Below are 25,953 nucleotides of genomic sequence, written 5' to 3' on the forward strand. Positions count from 1 at the left end.
TCATTTACATCTGAACCGGGTGTCAAGCCCGAGCCGTAGGATCGGCCCGTGCTGGTCGTCAACCGTTTCCGAGGCGATGACGCGCTCCGCGCCGACCTCGAGTCGGTCCTCGCCCTCCTCGCCGCCCGGCCGGGCTACCTCGACGGCGCGATCGGGCGCAACCTCGACGAGCCGGACCTGTGGGTGCTCAGCACCCGCTGGGAGGGGGTGGGCGCCTACCGGCGGGCCCTGTCGTCGTACGAGCTGAAGATGTACGGCGTCCCGGTGCTCAGCCGCGCGATCGACGAGCCCGGCGCCTATGAGCTGGTGGAGCCGAGCGGAGTGCTGAACGAGGCCGGCACCCGCGTAACCTAGGGGCCGACCTCCAAGACCGCACGGCAGCCGGCCGCGCGGCCCGAACCGAAGGAACCCCTGTGGCCAAGCCGCCTCCCTCCACCGTCGACAACGTCGTCTCCCTGGCCAAGCGCCGCGGATTCGTCTACCCGTGCGGCGAGATCTACGGCGGCACCCGCTCGGCCTGGGACTACGGCCCGCTGGGTGTGGAGCTGAAGGAGAACATCAAGCGCCAGTGGTGGCGCTCGATGGTGCAGAGCCGCGACGACGTGGTGGGCCTGGACTCCAGCATCATCCTGCCGCGCCAGACGTGGGAGGCCTCCGGCCACGTCGCGACCTTCAACGACCCGCTGACCGAGTGCCAGTCGTGCCACAAGCGCTACCGGGCCGACCACCTGCAGGAGGCGTACGCCGAGAAGAAGGGCATCGCCGACCCGGACACGGTGCCGTTGAGCGACATCGCCTGCGCCAACTGCGGCGCCCGCGGCGCGTGGACCGAGCCCAAGCAGTTCTCCGGCATGCTCAAGACCCACCTCGGCGTGCTCGAGGACGAGTCCGGCCTGCACTACCTGCGCCCCGAGACCGCGCAGGGCATCTTCCTCAACTTCGCCAACGTGGTCACCAGCCAGCGGATGAAGCCCCCGTTCGGCATCGCCCAGATGGGCAAGAGCTTCCGCAACGAGATCACGCCGGGCAACTTCATCTTCCGCACCCGCGAGTTCGAGCAGATGGAGATGGAGTTCTTCGTCAAGCCGGGTGAGGACGAGGAGTGGCACCAGTACTGGATCGACACCCGCCTGGCCTGGTACGTCGACCTCGGCATCAAGGCCGACAACCTGCGGCTCTACGAGCACGCCAAGGAGAAGCTGAGCCACTACTCCAAGCGCACCGTCGACATCGAGTACCGGTTCAACTTCGCGGGCTCGGAGTGGGGCGAGCTCGAGGGCGTCGCCAACCGCACCGACTTCGACCTGTCCACGCACATGGAGCACTCCGGCCAGGACCTGCGCTACTTCGACCAGGCGGCCAACGAGCGCTACACGCCCTACGTCATCGAGCCGGCGGCCGGCCTGTCCCGCAGCCTGATGACCTTCCTGGTCGACGCGTACCACGAGGACGAGGCGCCCAACACCAAGGGCGGCGTCGACAAGCGCACCGTGCTGCGCCTCGACCCGCGCCTGGCCCCGGTCAAGATCGCCGTGCTGCCGCTGAGCCGCAACGCCGACCTGACGCCGAAGGCCAAGGACCTCGCCGCCGAGCTCCGCAAGAACTGGTACGTCGACACCGACGACTCCGGCGCCATCGGCCGTCGCTACCGCCGCCAGGACGAGGTCGGTACGCCGTACTGCGTGACCGTGGACTTCGACACCCTCGAGGACCAGGCCGTCACGGTCCGCGAGCGTGACTCGATGAGCCAGGAGCGGGTGGCGCTGGACAAGCTGACCGCCTACTTCGCCGAGCGGTTCGTGGGGTGCTGAGGTCGTGAGCCGTCGGATCCTCGGGGTGACCGCAGCGCTCGCGCTGGCACTGTCCGCGTCGGCGTGCGGCGGCTCGGCCAGACCGCAGGCGGGTCCGAGCGACTCGTCCTCGCCGACGGTCGCGCCGTACCTCACCGCGGTGCCGTCCGGGGTGTCGCTGACGACGCCGGGCACCACCTTGAAGCTCGGCGAGCACGCCGTCATCGCGTGGCACCCGAAGGTCTCCGAGACCGCCGTGCTCGACGTCCAGGTCACGCGGATCGAGCGCACGACGTACGACAAGTCCTTCCAGGGCTGGAAGGTCAGCCCGACCCTGGCCGCCACGACGCCGTACTTCGCGCGGGCCGTGGTCACCAACGTCTCCGACGCGCCCCTGGACAAGATCGTCGTGCCGATCTGGGCCGAGGAGGACAGCGGGACGCTCGTCGCCACCCAGCCGTTCCAGAAGCGCGTCTTCGAGCCGTGCCACCCGTACGTGACGCCGGAGTCGTTCGCGCCCGGTGCGCGGATCGACATGTGCTTCGTGTTCGCGATCTCGCCGGGCCAGGACCTCCGGTCGGTGACCTTCCGGCCCTACGACGACAGCAACGAGCCCCTCGAGTCGATCACCTGGAAGGGTCACATCAGCTCGAAGGTCCAGCCGCCCGTGACCAAGAAGAAGCACACGAAGGCGAAGAGGAAGCCGACCCAGAAGGCCACGAAGCAGTGACCCTGCGGCTCGGCTCGCTCGAGGTCGCGACGCCGGTCGTCCTCGCGCCGATGGCGGGCGTCACGAACGCGGCGTTCCGCCGGCTGTGTGCGGAGTACGGCGCCGGCCTCTACGTCTGCGAGATGATCACCAGCCGCGGGCTGGTCGAGGGCGACGAGACCACCAAGCGGATGCTGGTCTTCGACGAGCTCGAGTCGGTGCGCTCGGTCCAGCTCTACGGCACCGATCCGGCGTACGTCGCCAAGGCCGTCACCATCCTGTGCGAGGAGTACGACGTCCGCCACGTCGACCTCAACTTCGGCTGCCCGGTCCCCAAGGTCACCCGCAAGGGCGGCGGGGGCGCGCTGCCCTGGAAGCGCGGGCTGCTCGGCCGGATCCTGGAGCAGGCGGTCGCGGCCGCGGCGCCGTACGACGTGCCGGTGACGATGAAGACCCGCAAGGGCATCGACGAGGACCACCTCACCTACCTCGACGCCGGCCGGATCGCGCAGGAGGCTGGTGTGGCGGCGATCGCCCTGCACGGCCGCACCGTCTCCCAGGCCTACTCCGGCACCGCCGACTGGGAGGCCATCGCCGAGCTGAAGCAGACCGTCACCGAGATCCCGGTGCTGGGCAACGGCGACATCTGGGAGGCCTCGGACGCCCTGCGGATGGTCGAGGAGACCGGCGTCGACGGCGTCGTCGTCGGCCGCGGCTGCCTGGGCCGCCCCTGGCTCTTCCGCGACCTCGCCTCGGCGTTCGGCGGCGACCCTGTCACGACCCTCCCGAACCTCGGCGAGGTGGCGGTCATGATGCGCCGCCATGCCGAGCTGCTGAGCGAGCACATGGGGGAGGAGCGGGGCTGCAAGGAGTTCCGCAAGCACGTCACCTGGTACCTCAAGGGCTTCCCCGCTGGGGGTGACCTCCGTCGCACCCTCGGCCTCATCGACTCGCTCGCGACCCTCGACGAGCTGCTCGCTGGCCTGGACCACGGCGCCCCGTTCCCGACCTCCGAGCTGGGCGCTCCCCGCGGGCGTCAGGGCGCTCGCCGGGCCAAGGTGGTGCTGCCCGAGGGGTGGCTCGACGACGCCGACGGCTCCCAGATCCACCTCACCGAGGACGTGACGGAGACCACCGGCGGATAGGTCCGCGGATTCGGCGCGCTCGCGCGGGATGTGTCATCGTCGATGACCGACCCCACCCCAGCAGCACCGAGACAGCATCCGCGAAACGAAGGAATCAGCGCCGTGGCCATCAGCCACAAGCGGGAAACCGCACGCCGCAGGCCCAAGGCCGCACTCATCGCCGGCCCCCTCGCCGTCCTCGCGACCGGTGTCACCGTCGCCGTCGGAGTCCTCGGCTCCCACCCGGCCACGACCCTCGCAGCCGACAGCACCCAGGCCGACCTCGCGGCCGTGACGCACGGGGCGACCCGCCCCGCGACCCTGTCGCGCAGCTACCAGCGCCCCACGTCCCCGGCCGCGCTCACGCCCGAGCCGCTGGTGACGAGGTGGACCACCGACGACCTCAACCTCTGGACCGGCCCCGAGGACGGAGCCGCCCAGCGCGGCGAGATCAAGGCGCGCTCGCGCGTGCAGGCCACCGGCGCCGTGCAGTCCGGCCGCGTGGAGATCGTCGTCGACGGCCGCAACCTGTGGGTCACCGCGGGCTACCTGGCGAAGAACAAGCCGCCCGCGGACCCCGCGCAGCAGGGCCTCGTCTTCACGGCCTGCGGCGACATGGGCGTCACCCGCGGGCTGGTGCCCGACATGATCCGGGCCTACGAGGCCGTCTGCAACGCCTTCCCCGCAGTGACGTCGTACGGCGGCCTCGGCCCCCGCGAGGAGCACAACACCGGTCACGCCGTCGACGCGATGGTCTACTCCGACAGCGCCCTCGGCCAGCAGATCGCCGACTTCCTCGTCGCGCACGCCAGCGAGCTCAACCTCTACGACGTGATCTGGGAGCAGCACATCTGGACCCCCGTGCGCGCCTCCGAGGGCTGGCGGCTGATGCCGAACCGGGGCTCCGCCACGGCCAACCACATGGACCACGTGCACTTTGCCGTGAACTGACGTCGAGCGCGTCGCCGCTGGCGGCGCCTTGCCTCGCGTGGCCGCCTCGGCTTCTCCGGTCGCTGGCGCTCCCTGCGTCGCCTCGTCGCCCACGCTCGGCAACCGGCGCCGGCGGCGCCGCGCTGCCGACGCAGTTCACCGCGGTTGTCTCTCGTAGGTCCTGCCTTGGTCTGGCGGCAAGACCTGGGCACGGTCGCGGGGCTGGGTCTGGCGGCAAGACGTGGGCGTTGGCGCGGCGGTAAGACTTGGGCGTGGTCCCGCCGCTCAGGTCCAGAGCTTGAAGACCTCGATGACGAGCCACACCGACGAGATGGTCATGGCCCAGCCCAACATCCGGTCGACGTCCTTGGGGAGCGTGACCGAGCCGACGGCGAAGACGCGCCACGAGCTGAGGCCCAGGAAGACAGCGAACATCGCCGCCGATCGAGCGAGATCTGCGAGGTACATCGGGCGCCTCCCTGTGGTCCTGAGCGGATGTCACCCTTCCAACGAGCGGGCGGGGCGCACGCGACGGCCGGAGAGGGAAGACTTGCAGCCGATAGGGTTCCGGCGTGGACGCGGTCGAGGGGCGGTACGACGAGCATGCGCGTGAGCGCATCGTCCCCGAGCCGCCCAAGCGCGTGGATGCGCCGGTGCGGCTGCCGTTCGAGCGCGACCGGGCCCGGGTGGTGCACGCGGCCTCGTTCCGCCGCCTGGCCGCCAAGACCCAGGTGCTGGGGCCGAGCAGCGACGACTTCGTCCGCAACCGGCTCACCCACAGCCTCGAGGTCGCCCAGATCGCCCGTGACCTGTCGCGCGCGCTGGGCAGCCACCCCGACATCGCCGAGACGGCGGCGCTGGCCCACGACCTCGGCCACCCGCCGTTCGGTCACAACGGCGAGCGGATCCTCGACGAGCTCGCGGCCGACTGCGGCGGCTTCGAGGGCAACGCGCAGACCCTCCGGCTGCTCACCCGGCTGGAGTCCAAGACGCCCTCGGCCGGCCTCAACCTGACCCGGGCGACCCTCGACGCCTGCACCAAGTACCCGTGGGGCAGGGGACAGGGGCCCGACCCCGCCAGCGCCAAGTTCGGTGTGTACGCCGACGACCTGCCCGCCTTCGCCTGGGCCCGTGCGGCGGCGCCGGCGGGCGAGCGCTGCGTCGAGGCCCAGATCATGGATCTCTCCGACGACGTCGCGTACTCGGTCCACGACGTCGAGGACGGCGTCGCCGCCGGGATGATCGACCTGCTCGACCTGGACGAGGCGGCCGTCCTGACCACGGCCGCCGCCTGGTTCGGCACGGCCGACGGCGACGCGCTCACGGCCGCGCTGGCCCGGCTGCGGGAGGTCGGCAGCTGGCCGGCGTCGTCGTACGACGGGACCCGGGGAAGCCTGGCGGCGCTGAAGAACCTGACCAGCGACCTGATCGGCAGGTTCTGCGGCGCGGTGCAGCAGGCGACGTTCGCCGCGAGCGACGGGCCGTTCGTGCGCTACGCCGCGGGGCTCGTGGTCCCGGACGAGACGTGGGCCGAGATCACCCTGCTCAAGTCGGTCGCCGCGCACTACGTCATGCAGGACGCCGGCCGGATCGCCGCCCAGGAGCGCCAGCGCGAGCTGCTCGCCGAGCTGGTCGAGACGCTGGCCGGGCGGGGGAGGGACGGCCTGGACCAGAGCTTCGCCGAGGACTGGGACCTGGCAGCCGACGACGCGGCCCGGATGCGGGTCGTGATCGACCAGGTCGCGTCGCTGACCGACGCCAGCGCCGTCACCCGGCACGCCGACCTCTGCCGCTGACCGACCGGCCAAAAGCGGATCGGCCGCGACTCCCGGAGGAGTCACGGCCGATCGGCGTACCGTGCGGGCGTCAGCCGGTGACGGGCGCCCGGGTGTGGGTCGGCGTCGGGGTCGGCGCGTTGGAGGTCACGGTGCGGCTCGAGACGTTGCCGCAGGTGGCCGAGGTGACGATGATCTCCTGGTTCTGCAGGATCGGCAGGTCGATCACGATGCCGTCGACGGTGAAGCTTCCGTCGGAGTTCGTGGTCTGGCGGTTCGTCTCGATCTTCACCACGCCGGGGATCTCGACCTTGGCGTTCTTCTGGTTGGTGTCGACGTTGATCGGCAGGCCCAGCAGGTTCAGGTTCGCGACGTTGAACGTGCCGGTGTGGCCGTGGCACTCGGTCGTGACCGCGTCCGCGCCCACGACGCTGGCGGTGCCCGCGAGGACCGCGCACAGACCGGAGAGGTCCTTGGGCAGCAGCTTCGACAGGTCGATCGCCGTGACCAGGCTGAGGTCGATGCCCGTGCCACCGCTGACCTGGTTGAGCAGCGGGCCGAGGACGGTGGTGCTGATCGTGCCGAGGACCGGGTCGACCGCGCCGGTGACCTGGCTGACCGGCACCTGCTTGAGCGCGTCGCAGACGGGCTGGAGCTGCGAGGTGAGCTGCGAGAGCTGGCTGGCGAGGGCGTTGAGGCCGCCGCCGATGACCCCGAGGTTGGCGACGTCGGAGTGCGCGTAGCCGTTCTTGGCCTTGACGTTGACGACGCCACCGGAGAGCAGCGGGTTGGTGGGGATGCCCACCAGCGAGTCGGTCACCAGGGAGCCCGTGGTCGAGGTGACCGTCGGGGTCTTCTGGATCGGGATCAGCCCCGTGGCGACGAGCCCGTACGCCGAGGACGGCGCCTGAGCGGCGTCGCTGGACGACAGGCCACCGACCAGCGCGACGGACGCACCGGCGGCGACGAGCGCGAGCGTGCCGCCCACTGCCGCGAGTTGGCGCTTGAACTTCATGGGCTTCCCCTTTTCCTTCACATGGGCACGGTACGGGCCGATCCCGTTCTCCGCTGGCAAATCAGGTGTTCGTGATGAGAACCGCTGTCCCCAGCGGGATGGTGCTGAGCCGCTCCAACGCGTCGGAGGGCACTCGGATGCAGCCGTGGGACACGGCCTGTCCGAAGACTGAGGGGTCGTTCCACCCGTGGATCGCCACCGTTCCCGGACCTCCGCCGAAGCTGTCGAGGGTCTGGCTGTGGGTGCCGAGCGGCAGGATGATCGGGGTGTAGGACTGGCCGTCGTCGACGACCTGTCCGAGCAGGAAGGTGCGGCCGGTCGGGGTCGGCGTACCGGAGGCACCGATCGCCACGCTCCAGGAACCGACCAGGGTCGTCCCGTCGAAGAGCTGGAGCTGGCGGCTCGCGAGGTGCACCTGGATCTGGTACGACGTCTTCGCGTGGTCCAGCCGGCGGTCCTGCATCCATCCGGTGGAGCCGTCGGGCCGCGACGGGAGCAGGACCTGCACCCAGTCGCCGGCCTCGGCGACCACCGGCAGCCAGGTGTCGCCGAACTGGTGCGGACCGATCTTCGCGAAGGGCCTTCCGTCCGGGGCCGTGTAGAGCGCCGTGAGGTGGCGCGGGTGCACGACGGTGCCGTCGGGGGCGAGGTTCTGGGACCGGTCCCGCGGCGCGGCCGGGACGCGGGCGGCGGTGTCGATCTTCGGCAGCCTCTTGAGGTTGACCTTGATGGGCGCGGCGGCCGGCGCCGGGTCGTCGGTCTTGTTCATCGACCTGATCGCGACGATCAGCCCCGTGCACAGCAGGAGCGTGATCACCAGCGCGATGGGCCAGGAGGAACGCGCACGGGTCGACAGGTCGCTCATGATGTTCCTCCTCCCTCGAAGGCCTGCGCGGAACCCTCCGAACCGCGCAACCGATGTGACCAACGACATGGAGCCTGTCGGGTCACGTCGGGAGAGTACCGGATTCCGGCGTACCCCGACCGCCCTGGCCACGTCGGGCCCCGACAGTAGGATCGCGGCGTGGCAGGCCGGATCCGTGACGAGGACATCGCGGCGGTCCGGGAGAAGGCCCGGATCGACGACGTGGTGTCGGCGTACGTCACGCTCCGCAACGCCGGAGGTGGCTCGCAGAAGGGGCTCTGCCCCTTCCACGACGAGAAGTCGCCGAGCTTCCACGTCAACCCCAGCCGCGGGTTCTTCCACTGCTTCGGCTGCGGGGAGGGCGGGGACGCCTTCACCTTCCTGATGAAGATCGACGGGCTCAGCTTCACCGAGGCCGTCGAGCGGCTGGCCGACAAGACCGGCATCGTGCTGCGCCGCGAGGAGGGTGATGGTGCCGATCGGCCGAAGGGTCCGCCGCGACGACGCCTGATCGAGGCCCACGCCGCCGCGCAGGAGTGGTACGCCGAGCAGCTGCTCACGCCCGACGCGCTGGCCGCGCGCCAGTTCCTCGATCAGCGCGGCTTCGACCGCGAGGCCGCGTTGAAGTTCGGGGTGGGGTTCGCGCCGCGCGAGGGCCGTTCGCTCAACGAGCGGCTGCGGGCCAAGGGCTTCAGCGTCGAGGAGATGACCGTCGGCGGGCTGGTCGGGCCCTCGGGCTACGACAAGTTCCGCGGCCGGCTGGTGTGGCCGATCCGCGAGGCGTCGGGGGAGACGATCGGCTTCGGCGCCCGGCGGATCTTCGACGACGACCGGATCGAGGCCAAGTACCTCAACACCGCCGAGACCCCGATCTACAAGAAGAGCCACGTCCTCTACGGCATCGACCTGGCCCGCCGCGAGATGGCGCGCACCTCGCAGGTCGTCGTGGTCGAGGGCTACACCGACGTGATGGCCTGCCACCTGGCGGGCGTCGGCACCGCCGTGGCGACCTGCGGCACCGCCTTCGGCGACGACCACGCGCGCATCGTGCGGCGCTTCATCGACGACCACGACGAGTCGCGCGGCGAGGTCATCTTCACCTTCGACGGCGACTCGGCCGGGCAGAAGGCCGCGCTCAAGGCGTTCCAGGGCGACCAGCGGTTCGTCGCGCAGACCTACATCGCGGTCGCGCCCGACGGACAGGACCCGTGCGAGCTGCGGATCGGCGCCGGTGACGCCGCGGTCCGCGAGCTGATCGCCGGTCGCACGCCGCTCTACCGGTTCGCGCTCGAGGCCGAGATCGGTCGCTACGACCTGGACCGTGCCGACGGCCGGGTCGACGCCCTGCGCGCCGGTGCGCGGCTGGTCGCCAGCGTGCGCGACCGGGCCAAGGTCGACGCGTTCGCCCGCGAGCTCGCGTCGCTGGTCGGGGTCGATCCCGACCAGGCCCGGGCAGAGGTACGCCGGGCGGCGAACCGTCCCAAGGGAGCACCCGAGCAGCGCCGTACCCCTGCGGCCCAGGAGGCGCCCGAGCGCCCGGCGACCCCGCCGATGCCGGATCCGCGCGACCCGCGCTTCGCGATCGAGCGGGAGACCCTCAAGGTCGTCCTCCAGCACCCGGTGGCGATCGGCCGCAGCACCGCGCAGATCACCCCGGAGGACTTCACCCACCCGGTCTACCGCGGGGTCTGGCAGCTCGTCGCCGCCGCCGGGGGGCCCGCGTCGGGCGACGGCGACGCGGGCTGGGCCGGCCGGATCCGGGAGGCCGCGACCGATCCGAGCGTCGCCGCGGCCATCAGCGCTCTCGCGGTCGAGCCGCTGCCGACGGCCCGCGAGGCCGACGCCGACTACGTCGCCTCGCACGTCTTCCGGCTGCTCGAGCTGTCCGCCCTGCGCCGGATCGGCGACGTCCGCTCCAAGCTCCAGCGCACCGACCCCAACAGCCCCGACTTCGCCGGCCTGTTCGCCCAGCTGGCCTCCCTGGAGCAGGGCCGCCGCACGCTGCGCGACCGCATCGTCGGCGCCCCTTGAGCACCGCGCCGCCCGATTTCGGCACGTCGCCCGGGGCTTGCTAAGGTTTGGCCGCTGTCGGTCCCCGGACCGGAGCGTGCATTCCCCCATAGCTCAACTGGCAGAGCATTCGACTGTTAATCGAAGGGTTATTGGTTCGAGTCCAATTGGGGGAGCCGAAGAGGGCCCGCGACCTGTGCGAACAGGTGGCGGGCCCTTCGTCGTACCGGGCTAGGAGCGGTCGAGGCGCAGCCCCATCGGAGCAGCTGCCGGGATCTCGCCGCTCGCCACGACGGCGGCGGTGAGGGGCTCCAGGAGACCGGCCAGCTCGACCAGTTCGTCGTCACCGAGCGCGTCATACGCCGATGCGGCCAGCCGGTCCGTGCTCTGCTCGATCACCGCGGCCGTCTCCCGCCCGGCCGCGGTCAGGCCGTCGGGGCCGAGCAGCCCGCGCTCGGCGAGCCGCTCGGTGCAGGCGCGCCACTCCGCGTCGGTGAAGTCGCGCGCGACCGTGTAGGTCTCGCGCGGGACGCCGGTGACCGCCGAGCGCAGGACGTGCGAATCGCGACCGCCGATGCCGTGCGCCTGCAGCGCGGCGATGTGGCCGTCGCCGCGGTGCTCGCGCAGCAGCGTGGCCGCGTGCCACAGGACGGCGAGCGGGTCCGTCGGCCAGGGGAGTGCCGCGTTCGCGGCGTACAGCGGGCGTCCCTCGGGCGGCGCGGCGAGGGCCGCCCGCCGGGCGAGCTCGGCGGCAGGCGTGACCTCGACGGCGTCGCCGAGGATCCGCTCCAGCGCGGCGACCGATCCGCGGAGACGGGCGTCGAGGGCGGCCTCCGGCGTACCGAAGGTCCAGGCGTCCGGCAGCGCACCCTCGACCCGCGCCGGCGCGAAGTTGTAGAAGAGGGCGCGGACCGGGGCCGGGCCGACCGGTCCCAGCGGGGCGGCGCGGCCGGCGAAGTAGCCCATCCAGAAGCCCCGGAACCCGGCGGCGCGCAGCGCGGCGAGGGGCTCGGGCGAGAAGTAGGTGACGGCGTGGAGGGGCTCCAGCAGCCGCCAGAGGTCGCGTGCGTCGGGCCGGGTCGGGGGAGAGGTCACGTTCTGTTTCTACGGGGCCGCGGGGCCGGCGTCGAGGGTGGGTCTCAGCTCGACTTGTCCGCGCTGGGCTGCGCCTGCGGCGCCTGCCCCTGCGGCGCCTGCCCCTGCGGCGCCTGCCCCTGCGGGACCTGCCCCTGCTGCCCGGGCATCCCTCCGCCCGGCATGCCCGGGAACCCCTGACCACCCGGCATGCCCGGCATCCCACCGGACATGCCGGGCGCGTGCCCGGGACCGAACCCGTTGCGGCCGAGGTCCGGCCGCCGGTCGCCGTGCCCGTCGGCGACCGCCGTGAGCCCTGCGCCCGCCACTCCGCCGACGATGACCCCGGCAGCGGCGACCGCGACTACGGAGCGGAGCCGGAAGGCCCGGTCGCGCAGTCGCGGCGCCGCCGGCGTACCGGTGTCGTCAGGTGGGGTGGGCCGAGTGGACGGGGCGGCCTGTGCCGGGTCGACCGGCGTCAGGTCGTCACCCTCGGATGCGGGCAGGGACGGGTTCTCGGACATGACCCCACCGTCCGACCGCGCTCTGTGGGGTTGCTGGAGCGAACCTGTGCGCAACCCGTGAGATCCTCCCAGTGCACGCACAGTCGGCGCACAGACTCCGGCGGAAGGATCGGCCACGTGACTGAGACACGACCTGACGGATCCCCGCTGCGCGCCCTCGTCGTCGACGACGAGGTCAACATCGCCGAGCTGCTCGCCATGGCCCTGCGCTACGAGCGATGGGACGTCGATCTCGCCCACACCGGCGCGGCCGCGGTGCGGGCGGTGCGCAAGCACGAGCCGGACGTCGTCGTGCTCGACATGATGCTGCCCGACTTCGACGGCATGGAGGTCCTGCGCCGCATCCGTGCGATCGCGCCGAACCTGCCCGTCCTCTTCCTCACCGCACGCGATGCCGTCGAGGACCGGGTGGCCGGGCTGACGGCCGGCGGCGACGACTACGTGGTCAAGCCGTTCTCCCTGGAGGAGGTCGTGGCCCGCCTGCGTGGTCTGGTACGCCGGGCGGGCATCGCCGCCGAGGTCGCCGGCTCCGTGCTCGCGGTCGGTGACCTCGTCCTGGAGGAGGACAGCCGCGAGGTCTCGCGCGGCGGCGAGCCGATCAACCTGACCGCCACCGAGTTCGAGCTGCTCCGCTTCCTGATGCGCAACCCTCGGCGGGTGCTCAGCAAGGCGCAGATCCTCGACCGCGTCTGGAACTACGACTTCGGAGGCCAGGCGAACGTCGTGGAGCTCTACATCTCCTACCTGCGCAAGAAGATCGACGCCGGGCGCGAGCCGATGATCCACACCATGCGTGGCGCGGGCTACGTCCTCAAGCCGGCCAGCTGATGCGTCTCCTCCCGACCCTCGCCGCGCGGCTCGTCGTGACCGCCGTGGCGTTGGTCGCGGTCGTCTGCATCCTGATCGCGACGATCACCACCTTCGGCATCCGCGCCAACCTGATGGGCCGGCTCGACGACGACCTGGCGTCGCTGTCGCACCGGCCGGGCGCCGGCTTCGGCCCGGACGGGGAGCTGAACGTCACGCCGGGCACCCTGATCGCGGTCCTCCGGTCCGACGGCTCCTCGTCGGGGTTCGTCGGCACCTTCGACCGCAGCGCGCCCGACCCGCTCCCCGCCGACGCGCTCGCCGCTGTGGAGGACGTCCCGACCGGGTCGACGCCGCACACCGTGCACGTGCCCGGGGAGGGCACCTACCGGGTGCTCGCGCAGGCCGGCACCACCGCGGCTGGCACGACGGTCACGGTCGTGCTGGGCATGCCGACGCGCGAGGTGGACGACACCGTCGAGAACCTGGTCTGGTGGGAGGCGGCGCTCACCCTGCTCGGCGTCGCCGTGGCGGCGGCGGCCGGCACCTTCGTCGTACGCCGTCAGCTCCGGCCGCTCAACGAGGTGGCCCGCACCGCCCACGCGGTGGCCCTGCTCCCGCTCGACGCGGGGGAGATCGGCATCACCGAGCGGGTGCCCGCGCACCTCACCGACCCGCGCACCGAGACCGGTCAGGTCGGGGCGGCCCTCAACACCCTGCTCGAGCACGTCGAGTCCTCCCTGGACGCGCGGCACCGCAGCGAGCAGCAGGTCCGCCAGTTCGTCGCCGACGCCTCCCACGAGCTGCGTACGCCGCTGACGACGATCGCCGGCTACACCCAGCTCGCGCGCCGCCACCCGGAGGCCGTCGAGGTCTCCCTCGGGAAGATCGATGAGGAGTCGCGCCGGATGACCACCCTCGTCGAGGACCTGCTGCTGCTGGCCCGCCTGGACTCGGGGCGGCCGCTCGAGCAGGCCCCGGTCGACCTGAGCCGGCTGCTGGCCGAGGCGGTCGACGACGCCCGGGTGGTCGACGAGGAGCACGACTGGAGGCTCGAGCTCGCCGATGAGCCGGTGGTGGTGGTCGGCGACGCGTCGCGGCTGCACCAGGTCGTGACCAACCTGCTCACCAACGCCCGCAAGTACACCCCCGCCGGCACGACCGTGATCGCCCGCGTCCTGCCCGACGGCTTCGAGGTCCAGGACGCCGGGCCGGGCATCCCCCCGGACCTGGCCCGCGTGGCCTTCCAGCGCTTCAGCCGGGGCGACGCGGGGCGGCAGCGTGCCGGCGGCGTCGGCCTCGGCCTGGCGCTGGTGGACGCGATCGTGCGCGCCCACGGGGGCACCGTCCGGCTGGCCAGCGTGCCCGGCGACACCCGCGTCACGGTGAGGCTGCCACGCGTCACAGGTGACTGACAGCGCGACCTGGGAGGTGGCACAGCGCGCTTGGCCAGAGTCGCCGTCGTGCGACTCTCCCTTCCCTCGATCCCTCGACCCCTCCGCCGCCGCGGCATCGTCGTCGGCGTCGTCGTGGTGCTGCTGGCCGGCGCTCTCGGCGGCTGGCTGGTCCTCCGCAGGCCCGCGGCTGCCGCTGCCACGACGACCACCGCCACGGTCTCCCGGGGCAGCGTCAAGCAGACCGTGACCGCGAGCGGCACCATCGCGGCCGCCACCAGCGACGACGACAGCTTCTCGGTCTCCGGCACCGTCACGCGGGTGTACGTCGCCGCCGGCGACCGGGTCCGCAAGGGCCAGCGCCTCGCGCGGATCGACGACGACGGGCTGGTCGCCACCCGCACGGCCGCGGCCAGCTCGCTGACGGCGGCGTACGCGCAGCTGAAGGCGGACCGCAAGGCCGACGCCTCCGACGCGCAGATCGCCTCGGATCGGGCGAGCATCTCCTCGGCGGAGGCCGCGCTGAGCCAGGCCGACGACGATGTCGATGACGCGGTCCTCCGCGCGAGCATCGCCGGCACCGTCACCGACGTCGGCATCTCCGTGGGCGACACGGTCGGCAGCACGACCGGCGGCACGTCCGACACCGCGACGATCTCGCTGGTCAGTGGCAGCCACTACGTCCTCGACGCGGACCTCTCGGCGGCCGACGCGAAGTCGGTGCGCCCGGGGATGCAGGCATCGCTGAGCGTCACCGGCGTCACCGACACCGTCTACGGCACGGTGAAGAGCGTTTCGCTCGTGGCCGAGGCCGGCGACTCGGGCGCGGCCGTCTTCCCGGTCGTCATCGAGGTGACCGGCACCCGCAAAGACCTGTACGCCGGGGTGTCCGCCGACGCGACCATCACCGTGAAGGTCCGGCAGAACGTCCTCACCGTCGCCACCCAGGCGGTGCACAGCGACTCCGCCGGCACCTACGTGAACAGGATCGTCGACGGCGCTACGGTCCGGACGAAGGTCGAGGTCGGCTCGACGTACGGCATGCAGACCGAGATCACCTCCGGGCTGAAGGCGGGCGACACCGTCGAGGTCGTGTCCTTCCGGCTGCCGTCGGGGGCCGGCGGCGACAGCGACCAGCAACAGCGGATGCAGCAGCTGCAGCAGATGATGCAGAACGGCGGCGGCCTGCCCGCCGGCGGCGTCCCCGCCGGCGGCACCTTCCCGGGCGGTGGCCAGTGAGCGCGGTCGTCGAGCTCGCCGGGGTCCGCAAGACCTACCGGTCGGGGCCCATCGAGTTCGAGGCGCTGCGCGGCATCGACATGACGATCGACCCGGGGGAGTACGTCGCCGTCATCGGCCCCTCGGGCTCCGGGAAGTCCACCCTGATGAACCTGATCGGCTGCCTCGACGTGCCCTCGGTCGGCCACTACCTGCTGGCCGGCGAGGACACCTCGCAGATGACCGAGGCCGAGCTGGCCCGCGTGCGCAACGAGCGGATCGGGTTCGTCTTCCAGCAGTTCCACCTGCTCGGCTCGATGTCGGCCTGGCGCAATGTCGAGCTGCCGCTGGTGTACGCCGGCGTGCCCCGCGCCGAGCGCAAGGAGCGTGCTGTCGCCGCTCTGACCAGGGTCGGTCTCGGCGACCGCATCGACAACCGGCCCGGTGAGCTGTCCGGCGGCCAGCAGCAGCGCGTCGCCGTCGCCCGCGCGCTGGTCACCGAGCCGTCGATCGTCCTGGCCGACGAGCCGACCGGCAACCTCGACTCGACCTCGACCCGCGACGTGCTCGCGCTCCTCGACGAGCTGCACGCCTCCGGCCGCACGATCGTGCTGATCACCCACGAGGCGGACGTCGCCGCGCGCGCCGCGCGCAACCTGGTGATCGCGGACGGGCAGATCACCTCCGACCGGCTCGTCGGGGCATCGGCATGAGCTGGCTGGAGACCCTCCGGACCGGCGCGGCCGCGATCCGCGCGCACCGGCTGCGCTCGATCCTCACCATGCTCGGCATCGTCATCGGGATCTCGTCGGTCATCCTCACCGTCGGCCTGGGCCAGGGCGCGCAGAAGCAGGTCTCGGACCAGATCGACGCGCTCGGCTCCCACCTGCTGATCGTGTCGCCGGGCAGCACGACCAGCTCCTCCGGCGTACGAGGTGGGTTCGGGTCCTCCACGACGCTGACCCTGGGCGACGCCGCCGCGCTGGCGTCGGCGGATGCCGCGCCGGACGTCGCGAAGGTCGCGGCGACCACCTCCACGAACCTCTCACTGGTCAACGGCGAGACGAACTGGACCACCTCCGTCGTCGGTACGACGACGGCCTGGCTGGACGTGCGCACGCGGACCCTGTCCTCGGGCCGGTTCTTCACCGACGCCGAGGTCGCGCACGCCGCACCCGTCGTGGTGCTCGGCTCGGACACCGCCGCCGAGCTGTTCGGGGTCCAGGACCCGGTCGGCCGGACGATCACCGCGGACGGTGTGGCGCTGACGGTCGTCGGCGTGCTGACCTCCTCCGGCTCGTCCTCGACGGGCACCTCCGAGGACGACCAGGCGGTCGTGCCGATCGCGACCGCCAAGCAGCTGGAGGGCTCGACCAGCCAGGCCGTGTCGACCATCTACCTGGAGGCGGCGAGCGCCGCGACCCTGTCCGCGGCCTACCAGGAGGCGACGGCGGTCCTGCTCAACCGGCACGACGTCGGCTCCGCCGACGCGGACTTCTCCATCGCGACCCAGGAGTCCCTGGTCGCGACGGCGAACTCCACGAACCGGACGATGACCGTCCTGCTCGCCGGCGTCGCCGGGATCTCGCTGCTGGTCGGCGGGATCGGGGTCATGAACATCATGCTGGTCTCGGTCACCGAGCGGATCCGCGAGATCGGCCTGCGCAAGGCGCTCGGCGCGACACCGAAGGTGATCCGGCGGCAGTTCCTGGTCGAGGCGTCGCTCCTCGGGCTGCTCGGCGGCCTGGTCGGCGTCGGGATCGGCCTGGTCGGGGCGCAGGTCCTGCCGGGCCTGATCGACCAGCCGGTCGCGCTGTCGGCGCTCGCCACCGCCGCCGCCCTCGGCACGGCGCTGGCCCTGGGCATCGGGTTCGGCGTCTACCCGGCCACCCGCGCCGCCCGCCTGACCCCCATCGACGCGTTGCGCAGCGACTGAGCGCGACCTCCCGTCCCCGTCTCCCCTCCCGAAAGGCAACTTCCATGCACACCCACCGGATCCTCCGTTCCTCCGCGGCCCTCGCGGCCGTCGCCGTCCTCGCCTCGGCCTGCGGGTCGAGCGGGACGGCCGCGACCACCACCGATGCCGGGAACGCCGGCTACCCGGCCGCCACCGCGGGCCAGGCGGGCACCCGCCCCGGGGCCTCCGGAACGATCGCCGCGGTGAGCGGCAGGGTCGTCCAGGTGCAGAGCGACACCAGCGGCCAGGTCGCGGTGACGGTGACCTCGACGACCGTCCTCACCGATCAGGTGCAGGCCTCGCGGAGCGCGGTGAAGGTGGGCTCCTGCGTCGTCGTACGCCCCTCCACCTCCGGTACGTCGACCAGCACGACCGCCGTCACGGCCTCCTCGGTGTCGGTCACCACGGCGTCGGGCTCGTCCTGCACCGGCGGCTTCGCCGGGGCCGGCGGTCCGGGCGGCGGGCGGCCGAGCGGGATGCCGACCGACATGCCGAGCGGCATGCCCAGCGACATGCCCACCGGCATGCCGACGGGCGGCGGCCAGGGCTTCGGCGTCGTCGGCAAGGTGACCGCGGTCTCCGCCCACGGCTTCACCGTCGCGTCGTCGATGCCGGGCGCGAGCGGCTCAAGCAGCACCGTCACGGTCACGACGACCGGGTCGACGACGTACACCGCCCAGCAGAAGGCGTCGCTGGGCGCGCTGAAGGTCGGCCGCTGCCTGCAGGCGACCGGCAGCACCGACGCGACCGGTGCGGTGACGGCGACCCGCGCCGCGGTGAGCGACGCGGTCGACGGATCCTGCACGACCGGCTTCGGCGGCCAGCGGGGGAGCGCGTCGTGAGCAGGCGTCGCGTCCGGCGCCACCTGCTGGTGCCGCTGGCGGTCCTGGCCGTCGCCGCCGGCGGTTGGGCGGCGTACGCCGAGGCCGCGGGCACCGGTCACCACTACCGCCTCGCCGCCGCTCGGGTCGGCGACGTCTCTGCGACCGTCGACCTCAGCGGCACGGTGTCGGCCGCGGGCCGGGCGGACCTGGTCGCGGGTGCGTCCGGCAAGGTCGTGGCCGTCCCGGTCCACGTCGGCCAGCAGGTACGCCGTGGCCAGGTCGTCGTCCGCCTCGACCAGACGGCCCTGATCGCCCAGGTGAAGGCGGCGCGGGCGTCGCTGGCGAAGGCGAGGGCCCAGCTCGCGAGCGACGAGGACGCCCAGACGTCGTCGGTCACCACCGCGAGCACGACGACCACCGCTACCTCGGCGCGCACCACCGCGCGCTCGACGGCGCGGTCGACGGCCGGCACGGCGCCGATCCTGGCGACCATCACGAAGGACCAGGCCGCGGTCACGAAGGCGCAGACCACCGCCTCCACGGCGCTGACGACGGCGACCGAGGCGCTGCAGACCGAGCAGTCGGCGTGCGCCACGACGTCGAGCTCGCCCACCCCGTCCGCGAGCGACACCTCGAGCGACACCCCGACCGCGTCCACGTCGAGCACCCCGCAGGTCAGCGACGACTGCCAGTCCGCGCTGGGCGCGGTCCAGTCGGCGCAGGCCGCCGTCGCCGATGCCCAGGACGATCTGAAGACCGCACTGGACACGCTGACCACCGATCTCACGACCGCCCTCACGACCACCGGCTCGCCGTCCTCGCCCTCCTCGCCTTCCGCCCCGTCCTCACCGAGCACCAGGACGCCCAGCACCTCCTCGTCCGGCGGTACGACGGTCACAGCCGCCACCCTGGCCCGTGACCAGGCCTCGATCGACCAGGCCCGTGCCGACCTGGTCAGCGCGCTCGCCGCCCGCCGGGCGGCCGTGGTCCGGGCGCCCTTGGCCGGTCAGCTCCGGTCGCTCCCGGTGGCCCGGGGCGATGCGGTGGCCGCCGGCGATGACGTCGCCGTCATCGTCGGCAAGGGCCTCACGACCGTCGAGATCGAGGCGACCCAGGCCCAGGCGGCCGAGCTGCGCGTCGGCGGCACAGCGAGCGTCACGCCTGCCGGTGCGACGACGGCCCTCGTGGGCAGGGTCTCGCGGATCGCCCATGTGCCCACGGCCTCCACCTCGTCCAGCTCGGCCACCAGCTCGACGACGTACGCCGTGCAGGTGACCCTGACCGGCAAGGGTGCGGCGCAGCCACCCCTGGGCATGCCGGTCGCGGTGTCCGCCGTGATCGGAACCGCGCGGCACGTGGTCACGGTGCCGGCGTCGGCCGTGTCGGACGGCGCGGTCGAGGTCCTGAGGAACGGCACGGCCACGCGGACCCGGGTCACGACGGGCGTCATCGGCGCCAGCGCCATCGAGGTCCTCAGTGGCGTCAGCGCCGGCGACCAGGTGGTGCTCGCCGACCTCGAGGAGGACCTGCCGACGTCGGACTCCTCGACGACCCGCTTCGGCGGCTCGAGCGGATTCGGAGGGTCGGGCAGCTTCGGCGGCGGCACGATCGGTGGTCCTCCCGGAATGGGGTGAGGATCCGCGCCGCCGGTAGCCTTTGGCGACTCGACAGCCCAGAAGCCGGAGGAAGCGCATGTCGCTCGAGGCGGACCGAAGCCGACCCGGAGGCGCCCGACGCGCGTCCCGGTCGGTGCGGTTGTCGCGCCGGGAGCGACGCGCCCTGCGCCGCGAGGCGACCCACTCGGGCGGACGCCGGGCGCTCCGTCCGGGCGACCCGGCGCCGGCGCGTCCTGCCGACGTGCCGCGCGGCGGTCGCCGGATCGACCGCCGCCGCCGGCGCACCCAGGGCCTGCCGGGCACCGTCGGGATCACGTTCCTGGGTGCCGTGATCCCCGGCTCCGGCTACCTGTACGCCGGGCGCCGGCTGATCGGCGGCGTCGTGCTGGCCGGCTGGCTGGCGATCCTCGGCGGCCTGCTGGTCCGCTTCGGCACCGACTGGCACCGCGCACTGGACCTGGTCTTCGACCCCACCGCCCTGCGGGTCGCCGCGGCCGTGGTCGGCGTGCTGCTGCTGATCTGGGTCGGGGTGGTGTGGACGTCGTACCGGATGGTCCGGCCGCGCCGCCGTACCCGCGCCCAGACGATCCTCGGCAACCTCGCCGTCGTCGTCATCTGCCTGGTGGTGGCCGCGCCCGTCCTCCGGGCCGCGCAGTACGCCGTCGCCACGGCCGGGCTGGTGACCAAGGTCTTCGACAACAACACCACCGCCACCACGCCCCACCTGGACGCCAAGGACCCGTGGGCGGACAAGGCGCGGGTCAACGTGCTGCTGCTCGGCGGCGACGGTGACATCGGCCGCGAGGGTGTGCGCACCGACAGCATGATCCTGCTGAGCATCGACACCCACACGGGCAAGACCGTCACGTTCAGCCTTCCGCGCAACCTGGCCAACGCCCAGTTCCCGCCGGACAGTCCTCTGCGTGCGCTCTACCCGAACGGCTTCGGCGACGGCGACCCGGCCGACGGCAACTACATGCTCAACGCCGTCTACCGCGACGTCCCGATGTACCACCCCGGTGTGCTCGGCAAGAGCCACAACGAGGGCGCCGACGCGATCAAGGAGGCGATCTCGGGGACGCTCGGCCTGCCGGTCGACTACTACCTGTTGGTCAACCTCAGCGGCTTCCGCGAGATCGTCAACGCGATCGGCGGCGTGACGGTGAACATCAACGAGCCGATCGCGATCGAGGGCGACACCAGCGACCACATCCCGCCCATCGGCTACCTCGCGCCGGGCCCCGACCAGCACCTCGACGGCTACCACGCGCTGTGGTTCGCCCGCGGTCGCTGGGGCGCGGACGACTACCAGCGGATGGACCGCCAGCGCTGCATGATCAGAGCGATCATCGACGCTGCCGATCCGGCGACGCTGCTGACCCGCTACCTCGACGTGATCAAGGCCGGGAAGAAGATCGTCCTCACCGACATCCCCAAGGAGATGGGCCCGGCGTTCGTCGAGCTGGCCCTGAAGATGAAGGACGCCAAGACGCGCTCGGTGGTGTTCAAGACCTCGGCCCAGTTCAACTCGGCCGACCCGGACTTCGACTACATCCACGAGACGGTCCAGGCGGCCCTCGACCCGGCCGCCCACCAGCACCACCGGTCATCGAACCCGCCGGAGAACCCCACCGACGCCTGCGCCTACCACCCGACCGGCAAGACCGTCGCCGACGCCAAGGCCTACGACGCGCAGTTCCAGTAGCCCACTAGCCTGATCCCTCGAGGGGCGGTAGCTCAGTCGGTCAGAGCAGAGGACTCATAATCCTTGGGTCGTGGGTTCGAGCCCCACCCGCCCTACTCTCTCCAGCAGTGCCACGGCGTCGTACGGCGCCCGCCCGTCGGCGTCGTTGTCGAAGTAGACCAGCACGTCGCTGACTCCGGGGCTTTCGGCCCACTCCCGGCAGCGCTCGGCCCAGCGGTCGAGCGAGTCGGGGGAGTAGCCGCCGTAGTAGAGGCGCGTCTCCCCGTGCAGCCGCACGTAGACCGTCTCGCTGGTGACCGCATCGAGCCGCGGGAAGCGGCCCGCGGTGTCGGCGATCACGCATCCGATGCCGTGCTCGCGCAGCTGGGCGAGAGCCTCGGGCTCCGCGAAGCTCGGATGCCGCGCCTCGAGTACGTGCCGCACCGGCCGCTCGGCATCCGTCGTGGTGTGCGCACGGTCCTCCGGCACGCGCTCGTCGTGCCGCGCGGCCAGCTCGGCCACGCCGGTCGTCGTGCGCGGCAATGCCGCATAGAACCGGCCCATCAGCCCGGCGTCGTACTCGATCCGCTCCGGCAGCTGCCACAGGAACGGTCCCAGCTTCGGCCCGAGGAGCAGCGGGCCGGACGCGAAGAAGTTCGCGAGCGCCTGGTCGATGTCCCGCAGCCGCTTCAGGTGGGTGACGTAGCGGCTGCCCTTCACGGCCAGCACGAAGTCCTCCGGCGTCGCGTCCCGCCAGGAGAGGTACGACGAGGGCCGCTGCAGCGAGTAGAAGGACCCGTTCAGCTCCACCGTCGTCATCCGCTCGGCGGCGTAGCCGAGCTCGTCGCGCTGCCGCAGGCCCTTCGGGTAGAAGTCGCCGCGCCACCGCGGGTAGCTCCATCCCGACACCCCGACCCGGATCACGTCGGCCGGGGTACCCCAGCCGACCGGGCCCATTCGCCGGCCCGGGCTGAGTCAGTGCCCGCCGGCGATCAGCAGCCGTCCGCCCCGGCGCACCAGGTCCAGCGTCACCGTCTCGGTGTGGGCACGGCCGGCCAGCCGGTAGCGGTAGGTGTAGGTGACCGACATCGACGCCGGCCGCGCCGTCACACTCAGGATCCGCGGCGCGCTCACCGCGGTCCAGAACTCCCGGTACCGCGGGCTTGCGTGCTGGTACGCCGCCGTCAGCATCGCCAACCCAGCGCCCGGGTCGCTGCTGGCCGTGGCGACGTACCTGCGCGCGAACCCGGTCAGCTCCGACGCCGACGGCTGCTTCGCACGCTTCGTCTCGCTCGCCCGCGCCGCGTCCTGCGTGGGGGAGTGGTGGCCGGTGGCCGGCGCCGGGCCGGACGCGGCCACCGGAGCGGGCCGGTCGGTCTGCCTGCCGAGGGCGAGGACCACCGCGACGATCCCGAGGGTGACGACCAGCGCGCCGAGCACCAGCACCAGCATCGCCGTACGCCGCCGCGGCTCGGCCCCGTCCATGGCGACGTCGGCGGACTCGGCGAGGACGACCGGGATGCTGGGCTCCGGCTCGCTCGACGGTGCCATCCGGGCTCGCAGGTACGCCGCGACCTCGGCCATCGACGGCCGCTCTCCGGGGTCGGGGGACAGCGCCATCTCCACCATCGGCCCGAGCCAGCCGGCCCGCCGCAGCCGCGCGGGCGTCTCGGTGGTGTGCTCGAAGGGACCGTGCCCGGCCATCGAGTGGAACAGCAGCGCTCCGACCGACCACACGTCGCTGGCGGGACTGGGCCGCCGCCCCGCCGAGACCTCCGGCGCCACGTACGCCGGGTCCAGCGACCCCCGCACACCGCCGCGCGCGTGCTCGGCGGCCAGGTCCGCGACGATCGGCAGCACGGCCCGTGCGGCCTCGTCCGGCTCCAGCCGCGCACCGGCGCGCAGGGAGGCTGCGAGGTTCCCGACGTACTCGCTCACGCTCCCGACCCTAGGCCATCGGGAACGTCCGGATCGGTGCCTCGATGGGCGCCACGCGGTGGGGATACGGCAGGCTTGGACCGACCCGACCAGCGAAAGGACCATCGTGTCTGTCGACCCCACGCTCCTCGACGATCTGGAGTGGCGCGGACTCATCGCCACCTCCACCGATCGCGACGCCCTGCGCACCGCGTTGAGCGGGGGGAGCGTGCGCTTCTATGTGGGCTTCGACCCGACGGCTCCCAGCCTGCACATGGGCAACCTGGTCCAGATCGTCACGGCGAAGCGTCTGCAGGACGCCGGCCACACGCCGTACCTCCTCGTGGGCGGCGCCACCGGCATGATCGGCGACCCGCGCGACTCCGGTGAGCGCACGCTCAACTCGCTCGACACCGTCAAGGAGTGGACCGACCGCGTGCGCGCCCAGGTCTCGGCCTTCGTGTCCTTCGAGGGCGAGAACGCGGCGACGGTCGTCAACAACTACGACTGGACCTCCGGCCTGTCCACCATCGACTTCCTGCGCGACATCGGCAAGCACTTCCCGGTCAACCGGATGCTCGCCCGCGAGACGGTCAAGCGCCGCCTCGAGTCGGGGATCAGCTACACCGAGTTCTCCTACGTGCTGCTGCAGTCGATGGACTACCTCGAGCTCTTCCGCCGGTACGGCGTCGCGCTCCAGTTCGGAGGCTCGGACCAGTGGGGCAACCTCACCGGCGGCGTCGAGCTGATCCGGCGCGCGGACGGCGGCCACGCGCACGCCTTCGCGACCCCGCTGATCACCAAGGCCGACGGCACCAAGTACGGCAAGACCGAGGGCGGTGCGCTGTGGCTCGACCCGCAGATGATGTCGCCGTACTCCTTCCACCAGTTCTGGCTCAACGTCGAGGACGAGAAGGTCGGCGAGCTGCTCCGCATCTTCACCTTCCTGCCGCGGGCCGAGCTCGAGGCGCTCGAGGCGCGGCATGCCGAGGCGCCGTTCCGGCGCGAGGCGCAGAAGGTGCTGGCCGACGAGGTCACCACGCTGGTCCACGGCGCGGAGCAGACCGAGCAGGCCAAGGCCGCCGCGCAGGCGCTGTTCGGCACCGGCGACATCACGGCGCTCTCGGCGAGCACGCTCGCCGCGGCGCTCGGTGAGGCCGGCGCGACCGAGGTGCCCGCAGCCGACGGCATCCCCAGCGTGGTCGACCTCTTCGTCCTGACCGGCCTGGCGTCCTCGCGCGGCGAGGCCCGCCGCACCGTCGGCGAGGGCGGTGCGTACGTCAACAACGTGCGCGTCGAGGACCCCGAGCAGGTGCCCTCGCGCGACGACCTGGTCGACGGCGCCTGGCTGGTGCTGCGCCGCGGCAAGAAGAAGTTCGCCGGGGTCCGGGTCTCCTGATGTCCGGCGGGTGGGCAGCCGATCTCCGTCGTACGGCGGAGGAGCGGCTGCCCGCCGTCGTCGCCCGCTACTTCGCCGCGGGCACCGGTGACGAGGTCACCCTCGAGGAGTCGACCAGCGCGTGGAGAGCGGTGCGGTTCAGCTCGCGCGTCCTGCGCGGACCGGTCACTGTCGACACCCGCACGACCCTGTTCGGTACGACGTACGCGCGCTCCTTCGGCATCGCGCCGACGGCCCTGCAGCGCGCCGCCCATCCCCGCGGCGAGATCGCCATGGCGGAGGCGGCCGGTGAGGCGGGCGTGCCGCACGTCGTGTCGAGCACGGCCGGCCATCCCTTCGCCGAGATCGCCGCGGTGGGAGCGCCGTGGTGGATCCAGGCCTACGTGCGGGCCGATCGCGAGTCCACCCTCCCGATGCTGGAGTCCGCGTGCGCCGCAGGCACGGAGGCGGTCGTGCTGACCGTCGACACCCCCGTCCCCGGGACCAAGCACGGCGCGGCCGACGCGGACTTCGAGGGCATCGACCTCTCGTGGCACCGGGTCAACTACCCCGAGCAGGTCGCCAGCGGCCAGCGCGGCTCCTGGGCGAGCGACCTCGCCGGCGCGGACATCGCATGGCTGCAGGAGCGGACGGGGCTGCCCGTCGTGGTCAAGGGCGTGCTGCACCCCGACGACGCCATCGCAGCGCGGCAGGCGGGTGCGGCGGCGGTCTGGGTCTCGAACCACGGCGGTCGCCAGCTGGACCGCGCGGTCGACACCGCGACCGCGTTGCGCCGGATCCGTGCCGCGGCAGGGCCGGACCTCACCCTGTTCGCCGACGGCGGCATCCGGCACGGGCTGGACGTCCTGGCCGCCCACGCGCTCGGCGCGGACGCTGTCTTCGCCGGCCGGATGCCCCTGTGGGCCCTCGCCGCCGGAGGGGGAGAAGGCGTCCTGACCTGCATGAACACGCTCGCGGGCGAGCTCGACGAGGGCCTCCTCCTGGCCGGTGTCAGCACCCCGGGACGCGCTGCCGAGGCCCTCCACCAGCCCCTGTGACCGCCGACACCCCACCCCGATTTGTGCTCCCCGGGAGGTGTCTGTAATGTTCTCTCTGTCGCCAGGGAGCGGCGGGAAACAAGGCGCCGGCCGTCAGGCCAGCGAAGGGTTTCCGGCCCCGGGCGGAAGTCGATCGATCAAGACCAGCGCTTTCGCGCCGCGGCCAAATCGGACGGCCACCAGTGGGAAGAAGAGCTCGCAAGGGTGAACTTCCAACGCGTGTGATGTTTGAGAACTCAACAGTGTGTCATGCATTTGATTGTTGTGAAATGTTTGTGCGGCGG

General features: G+C 72.3%; 25 protein-coding genes and 2 tRNA genes. 19 read left to right on the forward strand and 8 right to left on the reverse strand.

Going from position 1 to position 25,953, the window contains the following annotated elements; all coding sequences use genetic code 11:
- The first annotated feature begins 48 nt into the window (after nt 1-48).
- The 5 genes from ACYU8V_RS08350 to ACYU8V_RS08370 all read left to right on the forward strand — a co-directional run bounded on the left by ACYU8V_RS08350 (nt 49) and on the right by ACYU8V_RS08370 (nt 4,574).
- Nucleotides 49-354 carry an antibiotic biosynthesis monooxygenase family protein gene (locus ACYU8V_RS08350; RefSeq protein ID WP_460846580.1) on the forward strand — a complete coding sequence of 102 codons (306 nt, stop codon included), beginning with the start codon at nt 49-51 and terminating at the stop codon, nt 352-354.
- A 59-nt stretch (nt 355-413) separates the two neighbouring features.
- Nucleotides 414-1,811, forward strand: a complete 1,398-nt coding sequence (locus tag ACYU8V_RS08355) for a glycine--tRNA ligase (RefSeq protein WP_460846581.1) — start codon at nt 414-416, stop codon at nt 1,809-1,811.
- Between the two features lie 25 nt (nt 1,812-1,836).
- Nucleotides 1,837-2,520, forward strand: coding sequence for a hypothetical protein (locus ACYU8V_RS08360; protein ID WP_460846583.1), 684 nt, complete (start codon nt 1,837-1,839; stop codon nt 2,518-2,520).
- Nucleotides 2,517-3,644, forward strand: coding sequence for a tRNA dihydrouridine synthase DusB (gene dusB / locus ACYU8V_RS08365; protein ID WP_460846584.1), 1,128 nt, complete (start codon nt 2,517-2,519; stop codon nt 3,642-3,644). The genes ACYU8V_RS08360 and dusB overlap by 4 nt, the downstream gene beginning before the upstream one ends.
- Nucleotides 3,645-3,746: 102 nt before the next feature.
- Complete coding sequence (locus ACYU8V_RS08370) at nt 3,747-4,574, forward strand: mucin-2 protein (protein ID WP_460846586.1); 828 nt, start codon at nt 3,747-3,749, stop codon at nt 4,572-4,574.
- A 264-nt stretch (nt 4,575-4,838) separates the two neighbouring features.
- On the opposite strand, the gene ACYU8V_RS08375 is transcribed toward ACYU8V_RS08370, so the two are convergent.
- Entirely contained in the window at nt 4,839-5,021 is a 183-nt protein-coding gene (locus ACYU8V_RS08375; protein WP_460846587.1) for a hypothetical protein, read from the reverse strand.
- A gap of 104 nt (nt 5,022-5,125) precedes the next feature.
- Between ACYU8V_RS08375 and ACYU8V_RS08380 the strand changes: the two genes are divergently transcribed.
- Nucleotides 5,126-6,349, forward strand: coding sequence for a deoxyguanosinetriphosphate triphosphohydrolase (locus ACYU8V_RS08380; protein WP_460846589.1), 1,224 nt, complete (start codon nt 5,126-5,128; stop codon nt 6,347-6,349).
- Nucleotides 6,350-6,419: 70 nt separating this feature from the next.
- Here ACYU8V_RS08380 and ACYU8V_RS08385 read toward each other — a convergent pair whose 3' ends face one another.
- Both ACYU8V_RS08385 and ACYU8V_RS08390 read right to left on the reverse strand, forming a co-directional pair.
- The gene (locus tag ACYU8V_RS08385; RefSeq protein ID WP_460846590.1) at nt 6,420-7,343 is read right to left on the reverse strand and encodes a hypothetical protein; all 924 of its coding nucleotides are present in this window, start codon (nt 7,341-7,343) and stop codon (nt 6,420-6,422) included.
- Between the two features lie 61 nt (nt 7,344-7,404).
- Entirely contained in the window at nt 7,405-8,208 is an 804-nt protein-coding gene (locus tag ACYU8V_RS08390; RefSeq protein ID WP_460846591.1) for a L,D-transpeptidase, read from the reverse strand.
- A gap of 159 nt (nt 8,209-8,367) precedes the next feature.
- Between ACYU8V_RS08390 and dnaG the strand changes: the two genes are divergently transcribed.
- Together dnaG and ACYU8V_RS08400 are read left to right on the forward strand one after the other, a co-directional pair.
- Nucleotides 8,368-10,239, forward strand: a complete 1,872-nt coding sequence (dnaG, locus tag ACYU8V_RS08395) for a DNA primase (RefSeq protein ID WP_460846593.1) — start codon at nt 8,368-8,370, stop codon at nt 10,237-10,239.
- Between the two features lie 82 nt (nt 10,240-10,321).
- Nucleotides 10,322-10,394 (forward strand) — tRNA-Asn (locus tag ACYU8V_RS08400).
- 55 nt (nt 10,395-10,449) lie between these two features.
- Here the strand turns inward: ACYU8V_RS08400 and ACYU8V_RS08405 are convergent.
- Nucleotides 10,450-11,313 (reverse strand): SCO6745 family protein, encoded by an 864-nt coding sequence (locus ACYU8V_RS08405; protein ID WP_460846594.1) that lies wholly within the window; start codon nt 11,311-11,313, stop codon nt 10,450-10,452.
- Nucleotides 11,314-11,357: 44 nt separating this feature from the next.
- Nucleotides 11,358-11,816: a hypothetical protein gene (locus ACYU8V_RS08410; protein ID WP_460846595.1), complete on the reverse strand. Its 459-nt coding sequence runs from the start codon at nt 11,814-11,816 to the stop codon at nt 11,358-11,360.
- A 117-nt stretch (nt 11,817-11,933) separates the two neighbouring features.
- Between ACYU8V_RS08410 and ACYU8V_RS08415 the strand changes: the two genes are divergently transcribed.
- The 9 genes from ACYU8V_RS08415 (at nt 11,934) to ACYU8V_RS08455 (ending at nt 21,432) form a co-directional block, all read left to right on the forward strand.
- The gene (locus ACYU8V_RS08415) at nt 11,934-12,644 is read left to right on the forward strand and encodes a response regulator transcription factor (RefSeq protein WP_460846596.1); all 711 of its coding nucleotides are present in this window, start codon (nt 11,934-11,936) and stop codon (nt 12,642-12,644) included.
- Complete coding sequence (locus tag ACYU8V_RS08420) at nt 12,644-14,038, forward strand: sensor histidine kinase (protein WP_460846597.1); 1,395 nt, start codon at nt 12,644-12,646, stop codon at nt 14,036-14,038. Before ACYU8V_RS08415 ends, ACYU8V_RS08420 begins: the two co-directional genes overlap by 1 nt.
- A 48-nt stretch (nt 14,039-14,086) precedes the next feature.
- Nucleotides 14,087-15,256: an efflux RND transporter periplasmic adaptor subunit gene (locus tag ACYU8V_RS08425; RefSeq protein WP_460846598.1), complete on the forward strand. Its 1,170-nt coding sequence runs from the start codon at nt 14,087-14,089 to the stop codon at nt 15,254-15,256.
- Nucleotides 15,253-15,948: an ABC transporter ATP-binding protein gene (locus tag ACYU8V_RS08430; protein ID WP_460846599.1), complete on the forward strand. Its 696-nt coding sequence runs from the start codon at nt 15,253-15,255 to the stop codon at nt 15,946-15,948. The genes ACYU8V_RS08425 and ACYU8V_RS08430 overlap by 4 nt, the downstream gene beginning before the upstream one ends.
- Nucleotides 15,945-17,171, forward strand: a complete 1,227-nt coding sequence (locus ACYU8V_RS08435) for an ABC transporter permease (RefSeq protein ID WP_460846601.1) — start codon at nt 15,945-15,947, stop codon at nt 17,169-17,171. Before ACYU8V_RS08430 ends, ACYU8V_RS08435 begins: the two co-directional genes overlap by 4 nt.
- 44 nt (nt 17,172-17,215) lie before the next feature.
- Nucleotides 17,216-18,034, forward strand: coding sequence for a DUF5666 domain-containing protein (locus tag ACYU8V_RS08440; protein WP_460846602.1), 819 nt, complete (start codon nt 17,216-17,218; stop codon nt 18,032-18,034).
- Nucleotides 18,031-19,650, forward strand: a complete 1,620-nt coding sequence (locus ACYU8V_RS08445) for an HlyD family efflux transporter periplasmic adaptor subunit (protein ID WP_460846603.1) — start codon at nt 18,031-18,033, stop codon at nt 19,648-19,650. Before ACYU8V_RS08440 ends, ACYU8V_RS08445 begins: the two co-directional genes overlap by 4 nt.
- A gap of 115 nt (nt 19,651-19,765) precedes the next feature.
- Nucleotides 19,766-21,337, forward strand: a complete 1,572-nt coding sequence (locus ACYU8V_RS08450; protein WP_460846604.1) for an LCP family protein — start codon at nt 19,766-19,768, stop codon at nt 21,335-21,337.
- Nucleotides 21,338-21,358: 21 nt separating this feature from the next.
- A tRNA-Ile gene (locus ACYU8V_RS08455) sits at nt 21,359-21,432 on the forward strand.
- Here the strand turns inward: ACYU8V_RS08455 and ACYU8V_RS08460 are convergent.
- Nucleotides 21,392-22,273, reverse strand: coding sequence for a DUF72 domain-containing protein (locus tag ACYU8V_RS08460; RefSeq protein WP_460846617.1), 882 nt, complete (start codon nt 22,271-22,273; stop codon nt 21,392-21,394). The two genes, ACYU8V_RS08455 and ACYU8V_RS08460, sit on opposite strands and share 41 nt — an antisense overlap.
- 18 nt (nt 22,274-22,291) lie before the next feature.
- On the reverse strand, nt 22,292-23,254 hold the full coding sequence (locus ACYU8V_RS08465) for a protein kinase family protein (RefSeq protein WP_460846605.1): 963 nt from the start codon (nt 23,252-23,254) through the stop codon (nt 22,292-22,294).
- A 106-nt stretch (nt 23,255-23,360) separates the two neighbouring features.
- Here ACYU8V_RS08465 and tyrS point away from each other — a divergent pair, with 106 nt between their 5' ends.
- Nucleotides 23,361-24,632 carry a tyrosine--tRNA ligase gene (gene tyrS / locus ACYU8V_RS08470; protein ID WP_460846607.1) on the forward strand — a complete coding sequence of 424 codons (1,272 nt, stop codon included), beginning with the start codon at nt 23,361-23,363 and terminating at the stop codon, nt 24,630-24,632.
- Nucleotides 24,632-25,669: an alpha-hydroxy-acid oxidizing protein gene (locus ACYU8V_RS08475; RefSeq protein WP_460846608.1), complete on the forward strand. Its 1,038-nt coding sequence runs from the start codon at nt 24,632-24,634 to the stop codon at nt 25,667-25,669. Before tyrS ends, ACYU8V_RS08475 begins: the two co-directional genes overlap by 1 nt.
- Before the next feature lie 93 nt (nt 25,670-25,762).
- Here the strand turns inward: ACYU8V_RS08475 and ACYU8V_RS08480 are convergent.
- The coding region (locus tag ACYU8V_RS08480) for a hypothetical protein (RefSeq protein ID WP_460846609.1) at nt 25,763-25,953 on the reverse strand (191 nt) is incomplete at its 5' end.

This window comes from Nocardioides ultimimeridianus (assembly GCF_054777895.1).

Bases quoted from the DNA above. Each gene is read 5' to 3' on its own strand.
- ACYU8V_RS08375 (WP_460846587.1), bottom strand. From the start codon at position 5,021: ATGTACCTCGCAGATCTCGCTCGATCGGCGGCGATGTTCGCTGTCTTC.
- ACYU8V_RS08385 (WP_460846590.1), bottom strand. From the start codon at position 7,343: ATGAAGTTCAAGCGCCAACTCGCGGCAGTGGGCGGCACGCTCGCGCTC.
- ACYU8V_RS08390 (WP_460846591.1), bottom strand. From the start codon at position 8,208: ATGAGCGACCTGTCGACCCGTGCGCGTTCCTCCTGGCCCATCGCGCTG.
- ACYU8V_RS08410 (WP_460846595.1), bottom strand. From the start codon at position 11,816: ATGTCCGAGAACCCGTCCCTGCCCGCATCCGAGGGTGACGACCTGACG.
- ACYU8V_RS08420 (WP_460846597.1), top strand. From the start codon at position 12,644: ATGCGTCTCCTCCCGACCCTCGCCGCGCGGCTCGTCGTGACCGCCGTG.
- ACYU8V_RS08435 (WP_460846601.1), top strand. From the start codon at position 15,945: ATGAGCTGGCTGGAGACCCTCCGGACCGGCGCGGCCGCGATCCGCGCG.
- ACYU8V_RS08440 (WP_460846602.1), top strand. From the start codon at position 17,216: ATGCACACCCACCGGATCCTCCGTTCCTCCGCGGCCCTCGCGGCCGTC.
- ACYU8V_RS08460 (WP_460846617.1), bottom strand. From the start codon at position 22,273: ATGGGCCCGGTCGGCTGGGGTACCCCGGCCGACGTGATCCGGGTCGGG.
- ACYU8V_RS08475 (WP_460846608.1), top strand. From the start codon at position 24,632: ATGTCCGGCGGGTGGGCAGCCGATCTCCGTCGTACGGCGGAGGAGCGG.